Source organism: Streptomyces sp. NPDC058674, from assembly GCF_042716505.1.
Lineage (GTDB): Bacteria > Actinomycetota > Actinomycetes > Streptomycetales > Streptomycetaceae > Streptomyces.
In genome coordinates, this window is the sequence record NZ_JBHXSC010000045.1 from 14,775 (window position 1) to 30,743 (window position 15,969).

General features: G+C 74.1%; 15 protein-coding genes and 1 other RNA gene. 7 read left to right on the forward strand and 9 right to left on the reverse strand.

What is annotated here, in order from left to right; genetic code table 11:
• Positions 1–23: 23 nt before the first annotated feature.
• An RNA gene (gene rnpB / locus ACFWU6_RS22340) (RNase P RNA component class A) lies at positions 24–425 on the reverse strand.
• Positions 426–502: 77 nt separating this feature from the next.
• On the opposite strand from rnpB, the gene ACFWU6_RS22345 reads away from it, so the two are divergent.
• Together ACFWU6_RS22345 and ACFWU6_RS22350 are read left to right on the forward strand one after the other, a co-directional pair.
• Positions 503–1,237 (forward strand): MerR family transcriptional regulator, encoded by a 735-nt coding sequence (locus ACFWU6_RS22345; RefSeq protein WP_383982682.1) that lies wholly within the window; start codon positions 503–505, stop codon positions 1,235–1,237.
• Complete coding sequence (locus tag ACFWU6_RS22350; RefSeq protein ID WP_383812372.1) at positions 1,234–2,097, forward strand: hypothetical protein; 864 nt, start codon at positions 1,234–1,236, stop codon at positions 2,095–2,097. Before ACFWU6_RS22345 ends, ACFWU6_RS22350 begins: the two co-directional genes overlap by 4 nt.
• Before the next feature lie 4 nt (positions 2,098–2,101).
• Here ACFWU6_RS22350 and ACFWU6_RS22355 read toward each other — a convergent pair whose 3' ends face one another.
• On the reverse strand, positions 2,102–3,544 hold the full coding sequence (locus ACFWU6_RS22355; protein WP_383982685.1) for an RNB domain-containing ribonuclease: 1,443 nt from the start codon (positions 3,542–3,544) through the stop codon (positions 2,102–2,104).
• A 147-nt stretch (positions 3,545–3,691) separates the two neighbouring features.
• Here ACFWU6_RS22355 and yaaA point away from each other — a divergent pair, with 147 nt between their 5' ends.
• On the forward strand, positions 3,692–4,495 hold the full coding sequence (yaaA, locus tag ACFWU6_RS22360; protein ID WP_383812375.1) for a peroxide stress protein YaaA: 804 nt from the start codon (positions 3,692–3,694) through the stop codon (positions 4,493–4,495).
• A 107-nt stretch (positions 4,496–4,602) separates the two neighbouring features.
• On the opposite strand, the gene ACFWU6_RS22365 is transcribed toward yaaA, so the two are convergent.
• Positions 4,603–5,352, reverse strand: coding sequence for a bifunctional DNA primase/polymerase (locus ACFWU6_RS22365; RefSeq protein WP_383982688.1), 750 nt, complete (start codon positions 5,350–5,352; stop codon positions 4,603–4,605).
• A gap of 170 nt (positions 5,353–5,522) precedes the next feature.
• A complete protein-coding gene (locus tag ACFWU6_RS22370) occupies positions 5,523–6,134 on the reverse strand; it encodes a TetR/AcrR family transcriptional regulator (protein WP_383982691.1) in 612 nt (203 codons plus the stop codon).
• Positions 6,135–6,200: 66 nt separating this feature from the next.
• Here ACFWU6_RS22370 and ddaH point away from each other — a divergent pair, with 66 nt between their 5' ends.
• Positions 6,201–7,094, forward strand: a complete 894-nt coding sequence (gene ddaH / locus ACFWU6_RS22375) for a dimethylargininase (protein ID WP_383812388.1) — start codon at positions 6,201–6,203, stop codon at positions 7,092–7,094.
• Positions 7,095–7,101: 7 nt separating this feature from the next.
• On the opposite strand, the gene ACFWU6_RS22380 is transcribed toward ddaH, so the two are convergent.
• Both ACFWU6_RS22380 and ACFWU6_RS22385 read right to left on the reverse strand, forming a co-directional pair.
• Entirely contained in the window at positions 7,102–8,121 is a 1,020-nt protein-coding gene (locus ACFWU6_RS22380; protein WP_383812380.1) for a small ribosomal subunit Rsm22 family protein, read from the reverse strand.
• A gap of 51 nt (positions 8,122–8,172) precedes the next feature.
• Positions 8,173–9,501 carry a Bcr/CflA family multidrug efflux MFS transporter gene (locus ACFWU6_RS22385; RefSeq protein WP_383982694.1) on the reverse strand — a complete coding sequence of 443 codons (1,329 nt, stop codon included), beginning with the start codon at positions 9,499–9,501 and terminating at the stop codon, positions 8,173–8,175.
• Between the two features lie 108 nt (positions 9,502–9,609).
• On the opposite strand from ACFWU6_RS22385, the gene ACFWU6_RS22390 reads away from it, so the two are divergent.
• A complete protein-coding gene (locus ACFWU6_RS22390; protein ID WP_383982697.1) occupies positions 9,610–10,371 on the forward strand; it encodes an SDR family oxidoreductase in 762 nt (253 codons plus the stop codon).
• A gap of 90 nt (positions 10,372–10,461) precedes the next feature.
• Positions 10,462–11,322: a PhzF family phenazine biosynthesis protein gene (locus ACFWU6_RS22395; protein WP_383982700.1), complete on the forward strand. Its 861-nt coding sequence runs from the start codon at positions 10,462–10,464 to the stop codon at positions 11,320–11,322.
• A 22-nt stretch (positions 11,323–11,344) separates the two neighbouring features.
• On the opposite strand, the gene efeU is transcribed toward ACFWU6_RS22395, so the two are convergent.
• From efeU to efeO, 3 genes are all read right to left on the reverse strand, one after another.
• Entirely contained in the window at positions 11,345–12,226 is an 882-nt protein-coding gene (gene efeU / locus ACFWU6_RS22400) for an iron uptake transporter permease EfeU (RefSeq protein WP_383982702.1), read from the reverse strand.
• A 26-nt stretch (positions 12,227–12,252) separates the two neighbouring features.
• Entirely contained in the window at positions 12,253–13,701 is a 1,449-nt protein-coding gene (efeB, locus tag ACFWU6_RS22405) for an iron uptake transporter deferrochelatase/peroxidase subunit (RefSeq protein ID WP_383811311.1), read from the reverse strand.
• A 63-nt stretch (positions 13,702–13,764) separates the two neighbouring features.
• Entirely contained in the window at positions 13,765–14,913 is a 1,149-nt protein-coding gene (efeO, locus tag ACFWU6_RS22410) for an iron uptake system protein EfeO (RefSeq protein ID WP_383811314.1), read from the reverse strand.
• A 330-nt stretch (positions 14,914–15,243) separates the two neighbouring features.
• Between efeO and ACFWU6_RS22415 the strand changes: the two genes are divergently transcribed.
• Positions 15,244–15,945, forward strand: coding sequence for a PhzF family phenazine biosynthesis protein (locus ACFWU6_RS22415; RefSeq protein ID WP_383982705.1), 702 nt, complete (start codon positions 15,244–15,246; stop codon positions 15,943–15,945).
• The last annotated feature ends 24 nt before the right edge of the window (positions 15,946–15,969 follow it).

Consider the following 15,969-nt stretch of genomic DNA (forward strand, 5'->3'; position numbering starts at 1 on the left):
GGGGGTTCTCGCGTCTGCGACGACAGACGAGCCGGCCTGTACGCCGGGTTCTGTCTCCCGGAGACCTCGCGGTCGCCGGGGAGACGGCCATCCATCTAGGACCGGCGTTGCCGCCGGCCTCGTGCGGTCTACCCGCGGACTCGGGCGGGCAGCCCTCGAACGTCCGCGCAGATCCGTCCGGAGACGGATCCTCTTGACCTTGCTCCGGGTGGGGTTTACCTAGCCGCCTGGGTCACCCCAGGCGCTGGTGGTCTCTTACACCACCGTTTCACCCTTACCGAGGGCCGAAGCCCCCGGCGGTCTGTTTTCTGTGGCACTGTCCCGCGGGTCACCCCGGGTGGGCGTTACCCACCACCCTGCCCTGTGGAGCCCGGACGTTCCTCGGCGGGATCCTGGGACCCCGACGCGGCCGCCCGGCCGACTCGTCTGTCGTGCCGACCATGCTACCCGGGGCCGGACCGTCCCTTGACCTTGACGCAGCGGCAGGGTTTCTACTGGGCCCATGCGGATCGGAGAGATCGCCGCGCTCGTCGGGCTCACCACCCGGGCGATCCGGCACTACCACCATGTCGGGCTGCTGCCGGAACCGGAGCGGCGCCCCAACGGATACCGGGCCTACGGGATCCGCGACGCCGTGCTGCTCGCCCGCGTGCGCCGACTCACCGAACTCGGGCTCGGCCTCGACGAAGTGCGCGACATGCTCGCGGACGACGCCAGGCGCGAGCCGGCCGACGTACTGGCGGAGCTGGACGCAGACCTGGCACGCCAGGAGGCCGCGATCCGGGAACGCCGGCTCCGGCTGGCCGCGCTGCTCGCGGAGCCGGCCGGTGGGAACGGCCCCCTCTCGCCCGCCCTCGCCGCCCTGCTGGCACGGGCCCCCGAGACGGACTCGCCGAGTGCGGCGCTGGACCGCGAGTACCTCACCCTGCTCGACGCCTCCGACGCCGGCGGCCGAGAGGTCTACGGGGTGCTCGGAACGCTGGCCGCCGACCCCGCGATGCTCGCGCTGTACGAGCGCCTCGACGCGCTCGCCGGAGCACCCACCGACGATCCGCGGATCTCCCCCCTTGCCGCGGACCTGCTGGCAGCCGTCCCCGACGAGCTGTTCGCCGCGGTCCCCGCCGACGGGGTGGTGGTGGCCGGGTTCAAGGAGGCACTGCTGGCCGAGTACGCCCCCGCGCAGGCGGAGGTCGTACGCCGGCTCATGGAGGCGTTCATGGAGAGGGGCCGGGGATGAGGGGCGCAGCATCAGGGGCCGCACCGTCGAAGGGCGTACGGGCGGCGCGGATCGCAGCGGCCGCCGTCCTGCCGGGGGAGCTGGCCCTCGCGCTCTGCCTGGCGGCCGGGGCCCGGCCGCCAGGCTGGGCACTGGCGGGCGCCGAGGCCTTGGTGCTCGCCGTGCTGCTGCTGGAGGCCCATGTGCTGCGCTCCCTGTACGCCGCCGCGCGTGCCGGGGGCGCGGACCGCAGCGGGGCGCGGCGGTCGGCCGTACGGCAGGCGGTGCCGGTGGCCGTGCGCAGCCTGCTCCGCCACGAGCTGCGCGCCGCCGCCTCCCTGGGGCGGTGGGTACGCCGCGGCCAGCATGGGGTGCAGCCGGGGGACCTGACCGCCGCGTACACCGGACCGCAGACGGCGATGATGTACGGGCTGCTCTTCGTGTCGGTGGTCGAGACGGTGGTCCTGGCCCTCCTCATCCCCTGGCCGGCGGTCCACCGGGTGGTCCTGGTGCTCGACCTGTACGGTGTCCTGCTCGTCCTCGCCCTGCACGCCGCCTGCGTCACGCGGCCGCACGTCGTGCGTCCGGACGGCTCCGTGCGGATCCGCTACGGAGTCCTCTTCGACCTCGACGTCCCGCCGGATGCGGTGGCCTCGGTCCGGGTCGACCGCCGCTTTCCCGAGGGCCGCCCCGTCACGCTCTCCGGGGACGGGGTGCTCGACCTGGGCGTGGGCAGCCAGACCTCCGTGACCCTGGAGCTGAGCCGGCCGCTCCCCTTCAGCCGTCCGCTCGGCGGCCGGGGAGAGGCCCGTACGATCCGCTTCCACGCTGACGACCCGCGCGCGCTGGTCGGCGCGCTCCGGCCCCCGCCTGGTGCGTGAGCGGTCAGGCGGGGGCGAACAGTACCTTCGACGTGCCCGGGTCCGCCTCCGCCAGCCGGACCCGGAGCCGTTCGCCCAGGGGGAGTTCCCGCCCGGTGGAGCGGACGCGGCCCACCACCGCGGGGTCCTCCAAGTGGACGGTGCCGACCTGCGGTTCGCCGTCCTTGACGTCGACCACCACGGCGTCGAAGGTCTCCCCGACGCGGTCCTTCAGCACGGCGGCCTCGACCAGGTCGACGGACTCCCGCTCGGCGGTGTTCGCCAGCCGGGTGCCCTCGGCCATCTCCCGGGGCAGGGCGGCCAGCGCCGACACCGCCCACTGCGGCGGCTCGGCCCCCGCGGCCGCGGCCACGCACAGTTCGCCGCTGTAGCGGTCCACGAGCCGGCGCAGCGGCGCCGTGGCATGGGTGTACGGGGCGGCGACCGCGGCGTGGACCGCGGGTTCGGGGAGGTCGCCGCCGGTGAAGACGGTGTAGCCCGCGCCGCGCAGCAGGGTGGTGCACTCCTGGAGGAAGGCCGCGTGGGCCGGGCGGTGCGGATCGAGGGAGTGGAGCAGTTCGGCGTACGGGACGTGGTGCGGCCACTCGATGCGCAGGGCCCCGGCCGCGCGCCGGAGCCGGCCGACGGCGCCGTCGGGGGCGGTGGGCAGGGTGCGCAGGATGCCGGTTCCGGCGCCGAGCATCAGATCGGCGGCGGCCATGCCGGTCATCAGGGAGATCTGGGCGTTCCAGCCTTCGGCGGGCAGGGGGGCCCGGTAGTCGAGGCGGTAGGTCCCGTCGTGCTCGACGATCTCCTGCTCGGGGACGTTCAGGGAGATGCCGCCGCGCTCGCGCTCCAGGGCCTCCCGCAGCCGGCCGATGTCCCGGAGCAGGGCGAGGGGCTCTTCGGCGGTGCCCGTGTCGACGGCCCGCTGCACCCCTTCGTAGTCGAGCCTGGCGCGGCTGCGGACGAGGGCGCGGCGGACGTCGACCGTCTCGACCCGGCCGTCGCCGTCCAGGTCGAAGCGCCACAGCAGGGCCGGGCAGGTCTGGTCCGGGAGCAGGCTGGCCGGCCCCTCGGAGAGCACGGCCGGGTGCAGCGGGACCTTGCCGTCGGGGAAGTACAGGGTGCTGACGCGCCGGTGGGCCTCGGCGTCGACGGCGCCGCCGGGGCGGACGAAGGCGGCGACGTCGGCGATGGCGTAGTGCACGCGGTAGCCGCCGGAGGGGCGTACCGCCAGGTGCACGGCCTGGTCGAGGTCGACGGAGCCCGGGGGGTCGATGGTGAAGAGGGGGAGGTCGGTGGCGTCGAGCTCCGGCAGCCGGGGCGCGCGGGCGGCCCGCTGCGCCTCGGCCAGGACCTCGGCCGGGAACTCCCCCGGCACCTCCAGCTTCGTCCGCAGTTCGCGCAGCGCGGCCCGCAGGGCAGCCCCGTCTGCGCCGGTCATGTGCATACGACGGCGTGGCATGGACCGAGCCTAGGTCTTTTCGGCGCGATCCGGGGATCGGGCGGCCCCCGTCCCGTGCCGGACGCCGGACGTCCGCGATCCGGGAGCCGTCTACCCTGGCTCCGGGGCCGCATCCCCTGCGCCGTGTCGTACCGAAGGAGAACCACCGTGCTCGTGCTGCTGCCGCCGTCCGAGGGAAAGGCCGCCGGCGGCTCCGGCGCACCGCTGAAGCCGCAGGACCTGTCGCTGCCGGGACTGGCCCCGGCCCGTGCGGCGGTGCTGGAGGAACTCGTCGCGCTGTGCACCGGCGACGAGCTCGCGGCGCGGGAGGTGCTGGGACTGAGCGAGGGGCTGCGCGGCGAGGTCGCGAAGAACGCTGCGCTGCGCTCGGCGGCGGCCCGTCCGGCCGGCGAGGTCTACACCGGGGTGCTGTACGACGCCCTGGACCTGGACGGTCTGACGCCGCAGGCGCGCAAGCTCGCCGACGACGCGCTGCTGGTCTTCTCGGGACTGTGGGGTGCGGTGCGGGTGACCGACCGGATCCCGTCCTACCGCTGCTCGATGGGTGTGAAGCTGCCGGCCCTGGGGGCGCTCGCCGCGTACTGGCGCGGGCCGATGGCCGAGGTGCTGCCGCAGGCGGCGGGGGACGGGCTGGTGCTGGACCTGCGCTCGTCGGCGTACGCGTCCGCCTGGAAGCCGAAGGGCGAGCCGGCGGGGCGGACCGCGACCGTACGGGTCCTGCACGCGCAGATGGTCGACGGGGTGGAGAAGCGGTCGGTCGTGAGCCACTTCAACAAGGCGACGAAGGGCCGGCTGGTACGGGACCTGCTGCTGGCCGGCGCGGTGCCGGCCGGGCCCGCCGAACTGGTCGGGGCCCTGCGGGACCTGGGCTACACCGTCGAGGCGCACGCCCCGGCGAAGGCGGGCAGGGCCTGGTCCCTCGACGTGGTCGTGACCCAGATCCACCACTGAGGTCCACCACTGGCCCCGGGCGCACCACCGAGCCCGAACCGCCCGCGGCCCCGGGCCGGTCCGCGGCCGGTTCCGGCCCGGGGCCGCGCTCCCGGCCGGGACGCCGTTCAGCGGCCCAGGGGCCAGGCGACCGCCGAAGGGGCGTGCTCGGACGAGCCCGCGTACTGGGCGCAGGCGTCCGTGAGGGTTTCGAGCAGGGTCAGGGGGTCCGGCAGGGGGTGCTCCGTGCCGCGGAGCCAGGTCACCGCCTGGTCACCGGGCAGGGCGGCCGGCGGGACCAGGACGTAGCTGCCCCGGCAGTGCCAGCGCAGGCCCGGGTGCTCGTCCATCGTCTCGGGGTGGCAGTCCAGTTCGCAGGGCCACCACTCGTCCTCGTCCTCGGGGGTGCCGCGGGTGGCCGTGAAGAAGAGCATCCGGGCCTGGTCTCCGGTGCCGCCCGACTCGGCGACCGGGCCGACCTCGATCCCGGCGTCCAGCAGGCGGGCGAGTGCGCCCGTTCCCGCTTCGAGGGGGACGTCGAGCACGTCGTGGACCATGCCCGTCGCGGTGATGAAGTTGGCCTGGGGCTCGTTGCGCGCCCAGCGCTCGACCTGTGCGCGGTCGGTCGTGGACTGGGTCTGCCAGGCGAAGGAGACGGGGTGGCGCGCGGGCGTCGGACAGCCGACCCGGTCGCACGAGCACCGGTAGCCGACGGGATGGGCGGCGGGAGCGAGCGGCATGCCCGCGGCGGCGAAGGCCAGGAGCAGCGCTTCGCGCTCGCGGCCGGGATCCTCGGCGGTGGGTTTCTGCCGCCGGCGCAGCCACTGGGAAATCCTGCTCTGCTCGCCGCGCGTGACGCGGCCGGACTCAGACCCCATCTATCCCCTCACCAAACCGTTGCCCCGGAAGACCCTCACATCGTCCCACCATCCTGCGCCCCGGGTGACCGGTCTCCCCAACCGGGGGGTCGGGGGACGGGAGGGGGCAGCCCCCACATAACCATAGAATTCGGCCATATGTTCCCGGCCGGTCGTCGGGCCGCGGCTGCTCAGTCCACGGTGACGTTTGACACCCCGCCCAGCACCCGGTCCACGAGAGCGTCGGTGTACGCGTGCGTGAGCGGCGCCAGGCGCATCAGCCAGCGGTACGTCAGCGGCCCGAGCAGCATCTCCACCGTCAGGCGCAGATCGGTGTCCGGCGCCAGCAGGCCCGCGTCCCGCGCCGTGCGCAACCGCGCCTCGTAGAGGGCGAGCTGGGGTTCCAGGAGCTGCTCGGTGAAGCGGGCGCCGAGCGCGGGGTCGGTGGCCCCCGCGGCCGCCAGGGCGCGCGCGGGCGCCTCGTACTTCTCGTCGTTGAACTCGTCCACCGTGGCCCGCAGCACGGCCTTCAGGTCGGCCGCGAGGTCCCCGGTGTCGGGGAAGCCGGTCCAGCCGCCCCCGGCCTCCGCCTCCCCGGCGAGGGACAGCGACGCGTCGAGGAGGACCGCGGCCTTCGAGGGCCACCAGCGGTAGATGGTCTGCTTGCCGACCCCGGCGCGGGCGGCGATGGCCTCGATCGTCAGCCGGTTGTAGCCGACCTCCCCGACGAGGGCCAGTGCGGCGTCGAGGATGGCCCGCCGTGAGCGGTCGCTGCGGCGGGTGGCGTCTGGGGTCCTGGTCATGCCGAGAACGTACCAACCCGATACGTCTCGTCTTTTGCCGTTCCCCTAAACCACCCGATCAGATCACTGCGCGCCGCCCCGCCGAGGAGAGACGATTCTCTCCACGGCCCGCCACCCGTCGCGGGTCGTGCACGTCGTGAGGAGCCTTCTTTGCGCAGAGACGCCACACCCCGGCGCTACCTGATGTGCCCACCCGCACACTTCAAGGTCACCTACTCCATCAATCCGTGGATGGACCCCACGAAACCGGTGGACCTGCCCCTCGCCCAAGCCCAGTGGGAGGACCTCAGGGACCGCTACCGCTCCCTGGGCCACATCGTCGAGACCCTCGAACCGGACCCCGCGCTGCCCGACATGGTCTTCGCGGCGAACGGCGCCCTGGTCGTCGACGGCCGGGTGCTCGGCGCCCGGTTCGCCTACCCGGAACGCTCGGCCGAGGCGGCGATCCACCTCGACTGGTTCCGCTCCCACGGGTACCGGGACGTCCACGAGCCGGCCCACGTCAACGAAGGGGAGGGCGACTTCGCCGTCACCGCGAACTACCTCCTGGCCGGCCGGGGCTTCCGCTCCAGCCCGCTCTCGCACGACGAGGCCCAGGAGTTCTTCGGCCGCCCGGTCATCGGCCTCGACCTGGTGGACCCGCGCTACTACCACCTGGACACGGCGCTCAGCGTCCTCGACGGCGACGAGGTCATGTACTACCCGGACGCCTTCTCGCCGGGGAGCCGCGCCGTGCTGCGGCGCCTCTTCCCCGACGCCCTGATCGCCGACGCCCAGGACGCGGCGGCGCTCGGCCTGAACGCCGTGTCGGACGGGCGGCACGTCCTGCTCCCGCAGGCGGCCACCGGTCTGCTGCGACCGCTGCGGGACCGGGGTTTCGAGCCGGTCCCGATGGACCTGGGGGAGCTGCTCAAGGGGGGCGGCAGCGTGAAGTGCTGCACTCAGGAGCTGCGGCCCTAGCCCGGCCCTAGCCCTCCTCGGACTCGGAGGGCGGCCAGGCCTGGCCCCAGTCGGCGTCCCGCGCCGCCTTGTAGAGGTCACCGTGGCGCTTCGTCACGGTGGCCCGGGTCAGGCCGGCCGGGTCGCGGTCCTGGGGACCGCAGAGCTCCAGCAGCACCAGCCCCTTGCGGATCTGCGGCCTCCGCGTGATCCGCGAGGGGGCCGGCTCCACCGGGAAGCGGGTCGCCGCGACGTAGCTGAACTTCTCGTCCTCGTACGCCAGTGAGCCGCCCTTGACCTGCCGGTGCAGGGAGGACCGGCTGACCCGCGCCGAGAAGTGGCACCAGTCCTGGCCGACCTCGATCGGGCAGGTGCCGTCGTGCGGGCACGGGGCGGCGACCCGCAGTCCGGCCGCGATCAGCTGCTCGCGGGCCTCGCGGATGCGCAGGTAGCCCTCCGGCGTGCCCGGCTCGATCAGCACCACGGCCCGTCCGGCCCGCGCCGCCTCGGCGACCACCGCGGTCCGCGCCTGCGGGGTCAGCTCGCCCAGCACGTACGAGACCGTCACCAGATCGGCGTCGGGCAGGACCAGTCCGGAGCCGATGACGGTCCGCTGCCACCCCGCCCCGCGCAGCACCTGCGAGGTGGAGGCGCCCGCCAGTTCCCGGCCCAGTGCCAGGGCGGGCTCCGCCCAGTCCAGCACGGTCGTCGTGCGCGGTCCGTCCCAGGTGGCGTCCACCGCCCAGGTCGCTGCGCCCGTCCCGCCGCCCACGTCCACGTGCGAGGCCGGAGCCCAGCCGGGCGCCGCCTCCGCGAAGGCGTCCAGGGCGGACCGTACGGCCTCGAAGGTGGCGGGCATCCGGTAGGCCGCGTACGCCACCACGTCGGAGCGGTCGCGCAGGACGGGCACGTCGGTCGGGATCTCTCCCCGGTAGCTGGCGATGAGCCGCTCGACGGCGGCCGAGGCCTGCTTCGGCGGAAGCCCTTCGAGCAGCCCGCCGAGCGCGCTGCGGAGGGTCTCGGCGGTGGTGGGGGCGAAGGCGTTCACCCGCGAAGTTTACGGCGCCCCCACCGGGCCCCGGTCCGCGGGCGCCGGGAGCTACGCCGCCTTCGGCTCGCGGTTCTGCCACGGGCGGCACATCCCGAGGAAGCAGCCCACGGACAGCAGCGAGCAGGCCAGCTGCACCACCGCCATCGGCACCGCCGTGTCCTCCCCCGCGATCCCGACCAGCGGGGAGGCGATCGCCCCGACCAGGAAGGAGGAGGTGCCGAGCAGCGCCGAGGCCGAACCGGCGGCGTGCGGGGTCCGCATCAGCGCCTGCGCGTTGGTGTTCGGCAGCACCAGGCCCATCGCCGACATCAGTACGAACAGTCCCGCGGCGATCGGGACCAGCCCGACCTTCCCGAACACGCCGGTCGACATCAGCAGCAGGGCCACCGAGGCGACCGTGATGGTCCCGAGGCCGACCGCCAGGGCCTTGTCCAGGCTGACCCGGCCGACCAGCAGCTTGCCGTTGATCTGGCCCACGATGATCAGGCCGACGGAGTTGACGCCGAAGAGCAGGCTGAAGGCCTGGGGCGAAGCGCCGTAGATCTCCTGCACGACGAAGGGGGAGGCGGAGATGTAGGAGAACAGCACCGCGAAGGCGAAGCCGCCGGCCAGGGTGTAGCCGGCGAAGACGCGGTCGCCGAGCAGCCCGCGCATGGTGCGCAGCGCGGAGCCGACCCCGCCGGTGTGGCGGCGCTCGGCGGGCAGGGTCTCGTCCAGCCTGCGCCAGACCACCAGGGTGAGCACGACGCCGACGGCGGTCAGGACGACGAACACCCCTCGCCAGTCGGAGAAGCGGAGCACCTGGCCGCCGATCAGCGGGGCGATGATCGGGGCGACGCCGGATATGAGCATCAGGCTGGAGAAGAAGCGGGCCATCTCGACGCCGTCGTACAGGTCGCGCACGACGGCCCGGGCGATGACGATCGCGGCCGCGCCGGCCAGGCCCTGGAGCAGGCGGAAGGCGATCAGCAGCTCGGCGCTCGGGGCGAGGGCGCAGATCGCGGTCGCGAGGACGTAGACGACCATGCCGGCGAGCAGCGGCCGGCGGCGGCCCCACCTGTCGCTCATCGGGCCGATGACGAGCTGGCCCAGCGCCATGCCGGCGAGGCAGGCCGTGAGGGTGAGCTGGACGGTGGCGGCCGGGCTGTGCAGGGCCGTGGTGACCGCGGGCAGCGCCGGGAGGTACATGTCCATCGACAGCGGCGGGAGGGCGGTCAGCCCGCCGAGGATGAAGGTGACCAGCAGCCCGGTGCGGCGGGCTGCCGTCAGGGGCGCGGCGGCTGCGGTGGCGGGGGTGGAACCGGGTGACGCTCCGGCGGAGGGGGATCCGGGTGACGAACCGTGCGCGGGGGCCGTCGCGCGGCCGCTCTCCGACATGCGGGACTCCAGTCTTCTCGTCTTCCTTGTTCACCCCTGACCGACCCATGCTCTCAGCTGTCGGAACGCCCGGGGGCCGCTGCCCGCCGTGACGTACCCTGCGGCCCCATGAACGAACGTGGGAAGAAGACCGCCGTGGTGACCGGGGCCGGCTCCGGCATCGGCCGCTCCGTGGCGCTGGCCCTGGCGGCGGCCGGCTGGGCCGTGGCCGTGGCGGGCCGCCGGACCGAGCCGCTGGAGGAGACGGCCCGCTCGGCCGGGCCCGGTGCGGACGTGCTCCCCGTCCGGGCGGACGTGAGCGATCCGCACGAGGTGACTGCGCTGTTCGAGTCGGTTCGGAAGCGGTACGGGCGACTCGACCTCCTCTTCAACAACGCCGGCACCTTCGGCCCCGGCGGGGTTCCCGTGGAGGACCTCGGCTACGAGGCCTGGCGGTCGGTCGTCGACGTCAACCTGACCGGCGCCTTCCTCTGCGCCCAGGCGGCGTTCCGCCAGATGAAGGAGCAGGACCCGCAGGGCGGCCGGATCATCAACAACGGCTCCCTCTCCGCGCACGTCCCGCGCCCGCACTCCATCGCCTACACGGCCACCAAGCACGCGGTGACCGGCCTGACGAAGTCGCTGTCGCTGGACGGCCGTCCGTACCGCATCGCCTGCGGGCAGATCGACATCGGCAACGCCGCGACCGAGATGACGGAGCGGATGCAGACGGGCATCCTGCAGGCCAGCGGACTGCTCGCCGTGGAGCCGGTGATGGACGCGGCCGACGTGGCCCGCACGGTGCTGCACATGGCGGAGCTCCCGCTGGGCGCGAACGTGCAGTTCGCGACGGTGATGGCGACGAACATGCCGTACGTCGGGCGCGGCTGAGGAGGGGCCCGCCGGCCGGCCCGGTTGCGGGCCCCGGTTCCGGGGCCGGGCACCGGGAATGGCGTGCGGGCGGGAGCGGTTGAGCCGGGCATGACGACCGACGTACTGCGCTACACCGCCTTCTCCGACGATCCGGCGGGCGGCAACCCCGCCGGAGTCGTGCTCGACGCGGCCGGGCTGGACGACGACGCGATGCTGGAGATCGCCGCCGGGCTGGGCTACAGCGAGACGGCCTTCCTGACCCCGCCCCCGCAGGGCCTCGGCGGCGAGGCCGGCCGGGCCTTCACCGTCCGCTACTTCAGCCCGAAGGCCGAGGTCCCCTTCTGCGGGCACGCCACGGTGGCCACCGCCGTCGCGCTGGCCGAGCGGATCGGCCCGGGGGAGCTGCTCTTCGCCACCAGGGCGGGGACCGTACCGGTCTCGGTGGCCTCCGAGGGCGGACGGCTGCGGGCCGTGCTCACCAGCGTCGAGCCGCACATCGAGGAGATCGCGGACGCCGACCTCGCCGAGGCACTGGCCGCACTGGACTGGCCGGCGGCGGACCTCGATCCGCAGTTCCCGCCGAGGATCGCCTACGCCGGAGCCCGGCACCTGGTGCTCGGCGCCGCCACCCGCGACCGACTCGCGGACCTCGCCTACGACTTCGCCCGGCTGGAGGCCCTGATGCGGCGCCTGGACCTCACCACGGTGCAGCTGGCGCACCGGGCGGGGCCGGCGCAGTTCCACGTACGGGACCCGTTCCCGGTCGGCGGCGTCGTCGAGGACCCCGCCACGGGCGCCGCGGCGGCGGCGTTCGGCGCGTACCTCCGGGAGCTGGGGCTGGTCCCGCAGGACGCGGTGCTGACCCTGCACCAGGGCGAGGACATGGGACGCCCGGGGGTGCTCACGGTGGAGCTGCGTGCCGGGGACCCGCGGGTACGGGTCGGCGGCGCGGGCGTGCGAATCCCCTGACGCCGGGACGCAAGGCCGCGGGTCAGCCGCCCTGCGCCGCGCCCCCGCCCCGGGTCGGCGCGGGCGGAGCCGTCGGGGCGGCCGGCGTGGCCGGGGCGGCCGGGCGGCGCGGGCCCGCCAGGAACAGGAACAGCACCGGGACCAGGTACAGCGCCCACACGGTCAGCTGGAGCACGGTCGGGTCCGGCTGGAAGTTGAACACGCCCTTGAGCAGGGTCCCGTACCAGCTGTCCGGCGGGACGGTGGAGCTGATGTCGAAGGCCCTGTTCCCCAGGCCGCCCAGGAAGCGGGCCTCCTGGAGGTCGTGGACCCCGTACGCGAGGACGCCCGCGGCCACGACCACCAGCATGCCGCCCGTCCACGTGAAGAACCTCGCCAGGTTGATCCTCAGCGCGCCCCGGTAGAACAGCCAGCCCAGCACGATCGCCGTCGCGATGCCCAGCAGCACTCCGAACAGCGGCGCCGAGGAGCCCTCGCCGCTGGCCCGTACCGACGCCCACACGAACAGCGCGGTCTCCAGGCCCTCGCGGCCCACCGCGAGGAAGGCGGTGGCGACCAGCGCGCCGGTGCCCATGGCCAGCGCCGCGTCGAGCTTGCCGTGCAGCTCCGCCCTCAGGTGCTGCGCGGTGCGCTTCATCCAGAAGACCATCCAGGTCACCAGGCCCACGGAGATGATCGACAAGGTGCCGCCCAGCAGCTCCTGCGCCTCGAAGGTCAGCTCCTGGGTGCCGAATTCGAGCAGGGCGCCGAAGGCCAGCGAGATCCCGCAGGCGATGGCGATGCCGCTCCACACCGGACGCAGCGCGTCCCGGCGGTCGGTCTTGACCAGGTACGCCACCAGGATGCAGACGACCAGGCTGGCTTCGAGCCCCTCGCGCAGGCCGATCAGATAGTTGCCGAACACGGCGGTTCTTCCTCTCCGGCGGGTGCTTACGCGAACAGCGTCCGGCCCCACCAGTCGTCCGTGTCGCGGACGCCCGGCGGGACGGCGAAGACGGCCGAACCCACGTGCTGGATGTATTCGTTGAGCACGTCGTGGCGTGCCAGATTGCGCTGGATCGGGACGAAGCCCGTGCGGACGTCCCGCTGGTAGGCGAGGAAGAACAGGCCCGCGTCGAGCCGGCCCAGACCGTCCGTGCCGTCGGTGAAGGAGTAGCCGCGGCGCAGGATCGTCGCTCCGGCGTTGGAGTCCGGGTGCGCGAGGCGGACGTGCGCCTGCGGCTTCATCGCCTTGAGGAACGGCTCGTCGCGCTCCTTGGACTTGCCGACGGGGGCGCCCTCGCCCTTGTCGCGGCCGAAGATGTCCTCCTGCTCCTGGAGCGAGGTGCGGTCCCAGGTCTCGATGTTCATCCGGATGCGCCGGGCGACCAGGTACGAGCCGCCGGTCATCCAGCCACCGCCGCCACCGCCGTCGCCGGCGCCGACCCAGACGTGCTTCTCCAGGGCTGCGGTGTCGGTGCCGGCGATGTTCCGGGTGCCGTCCTTGAAGCCCATCATGTTGCGCGGGGTCTGCTCCTCCGGGGTGGTCGAGGAGGTCTTGCCGAAGCCGAGCTGCGACCAGCGCACCGCGACCCGGCCGAAGCCGATGCGGGCCAGCTGCCGGATCGCGTGCACGGCGACCTGCGGGTCGTCGGCGCACGCCTGGACGCACAGGTCGCCGCCCGAGCGGGCCGGGTCGAGGTTGTCGCCGGGGAACGCCTCCAGGTCGACCAGCGCGTCGGGGCGCCGACCCTCCAGACCGAACCGGTCCTTGGCGAAGAGGCCCGGACCGAAGCCGAGGGTGAGGGTGAGCCGGGATGCCGGCAGGCCCAGAGCCTCGCCGGTGTCGTCCGGCGGGGCCTGCGGCAGGCCCCCGAAGCCGCCCTCGCCCACGGGCCGGCCGGCCGTCATCAGCCGGGCGGCCGCGGTCCACTCCCGCAGGAGTGCGACGAGCTCGGCCCGGTCCTTCGTCTTGACGTCGAAGGCGGCGAAGTGCAGGCGGTCCTGGACGGCGCCGGCGATCCCGGCCTGGTGCTCGCCGTGGAACGGCACGGCCGCCCCCGCCGAGGCGACCGGCGCGGAGTCCGGGGAACCGCCGAAGACGGCGACCGCACCGCCGGCCGCGGCGGCGCCGAGCGCGAGCCCGGCTCCGCCCCAGCCCAGCACGGAACGCCGCGAGGGAGCGGCTGCGGAGGCGCCGCCGGGGGCCCCTGGGGCTGCCCCCGCGGACGTCGGGGCGGGCGTGCCTTCGGACGTCGGGGCGGGCGTTTCCGTGGACGTTCCCGCGGGTGTGCCCGCGGACGTTCCCCCGGGCGTTCCCGCCGGCGCGCCCGACGGGGCGTCCGTGCCCCGGCCGTCGCCTTCCCGCTCCGGCCCTGCTACCGGGTCCGACTCAGCCATTCCGCTCTCCTGCCCGCTCTGCTTCCGCCTGCTGTCCCGTACTGCCCGGCGCCGCTCCTCGCGCTACTTGGAGACCGCCGCGGCGAGCTTCGAGAGCGGCTCGGCGAGCGCGTTGACGCCGTCCGAGAGCTCCTTGCGCTCCGGTTCGCCGACCTTGTCGTAGGCGGTGAAGTCGTAACCGGTCTTGTCGGCGCGGTACTTGTCGAGCAGGGTGTTCAGGGCCGCGAACTGCGTGTCGAGCTGCTTGACGAGGGCGGGGTCGTTCTTCGCGGCGACCGGCTTGAGGAGCTCGTACGCCTTCTCCGCGCCCTCGACGTTGGCCTTGAAGTCGACCAGGTCCGTGTGGGAGTAGCGCTCCTCCTCACCGGTGACCTTGCCGGTCGCGACCTCGTCGAGGAGCTCCTTGGCGCCGTTGGCCATGGAGGTGGGGGTGATCTCGGCCTGGCCGACCTTCTTCTGCCACTCGGTGAGGTCCTTGACCAGGACGTCGGCCAGGTCCCGCTCGCGGCTGCCGATCCTGCCGTCGGCCCAGAGGGCCTTCTCCAGGCGGTGCCAGCCGGTCCAGTCCTTCTCCGGGTCCTGACCCGCCTCCAGGCCGTCCTCGCGGAGGTCGACCTTGGGGTCGATGTCACCGAAGGACTCGGCGACGGGCTCGGTGCGCTCCCAGCCGATGCGCGAGGGCGCGTACGCCTTCTTCGCGGCCTCGACGTCCCCGGCCGTGACGGCCTGCGCGAACACCTGCGCCTTGGGGAGGGTCTCCTCGGCCTGCGCGACGACGTACTGGCGGTAGGCGGCGACCGCGGCGTCCGCCTCGGGGCTGCGCTTCTCGCCGGAGGTCTGGCCGGTGGCCTTGACGCTCGTACGGATGCCGTCGCCCTTCATGCCGGGCTTGCAGACGATCTCGTAGTCGCCCGCCTTGATCTCGGCGGTGATGGAGGCCTTGGTGCCGGGGCCGATGTTCTCCCGCTCGGTCACGATGCGGTCGTCCGGGAAGAGGACGTACAGCTCGGTGACCTTGGAGCCCTTGTTCTCGACGTCGATCCGCACCGTGCCCGCCGGGAACCGGTCCGCGGAGACGGCGCAGGTGCTGTCGGAGGCCGCCACCTTGATCACGCCGTCGCCGGAGTCGCTCTTCTCGGCGCAGCCGGTGACGGCGGTGAGCGCGGCCGCCACGGAGGCGGCGGCGACGGCGGTGAGGCGGGCGGGACGCATACGGGACTCCTGGGCTTCGTTCGAGGGCCGTCCCAGGCACGGGGGAGGCCGGTGAGGCGGACCTAACTTAACCGAGGCTTACCTCACCCATACCCACGCGTCCAGTGATTCGCCTCTCATATGCCCGCGCCGGACACGGACCCGTCACGGGCCTCCCACGGCGGACCCATGGGCCGGTCAAGCGGAGGTCAAGCGCCGCGCGGGGGCACCAGCGCCGGAGCGCCGGAGCGCCGGAGCGGGGGTGCGGCTTTGCGGGGGAGCGGGGATGCGGGGGCGTGGGCACACCTCCACCGGCGACGGAACGGAACCGCGCCGTGCTTCAATGCCCGCGTGAACGATCTCGACGTCCTGAGGGTCTTCTGCGCGGGTGACGGCCGGCACGGCAACGCGCTCGGAGTCGTACGCGACGGGCGGAGCTGCCCCGACGACGCGGCGCGGCAGGCACTGGCCGCCGAACTCGGCTACAGCGAGACGGTGTTCGTCGACGACCCCGAGCGCGGTGTGGTCGACATCCGCACCCCCGGCGCGCGGGCGTCCTTCGCGGGGCATCCGCTGGTCGGGGTCGCCTGGCTGCTGGACATCGAGGAGCTCCAGCCCCCGGTCGGCTCGGTATGGGCGCGTGACGACGGCGAGTTCACGTGGATCACCGCCCGCCCGGAGTGGGTCGAGGGCAAGCGCACCGAGCGGTACGCGAGCGCGGCCGAGGTCGACGCGCTGCCCGCTCCGCCCCCGGGTGAGGGGTGGCTGTACGCCTGGGCCTGGGAGGACGAGACCGCGGGCCGGGTGCGGGCCCGGGGCTTCCCGCGCCGTCCGGACGGGGTCGTCGCCGAGGACGAGGCGACCGGCTCGGCGGCGATCCTGCTGACCGCCCAGCTGAACCGGGCCCTGAACATCACCCAGGGCGCGGGCTCGCAGATCCTCACCGCCCCGGGCCCGGACGGCACCGTCGAGATCGGCGGCCGCGTCCGCTTCGCCCCGAGGGACGCCCGGGGCCCGGCCGCTCGACCGTGCTCGGAGCCGGCCGGCCGCTGACGGTCCGGCGGGGGGGCGCCGTGG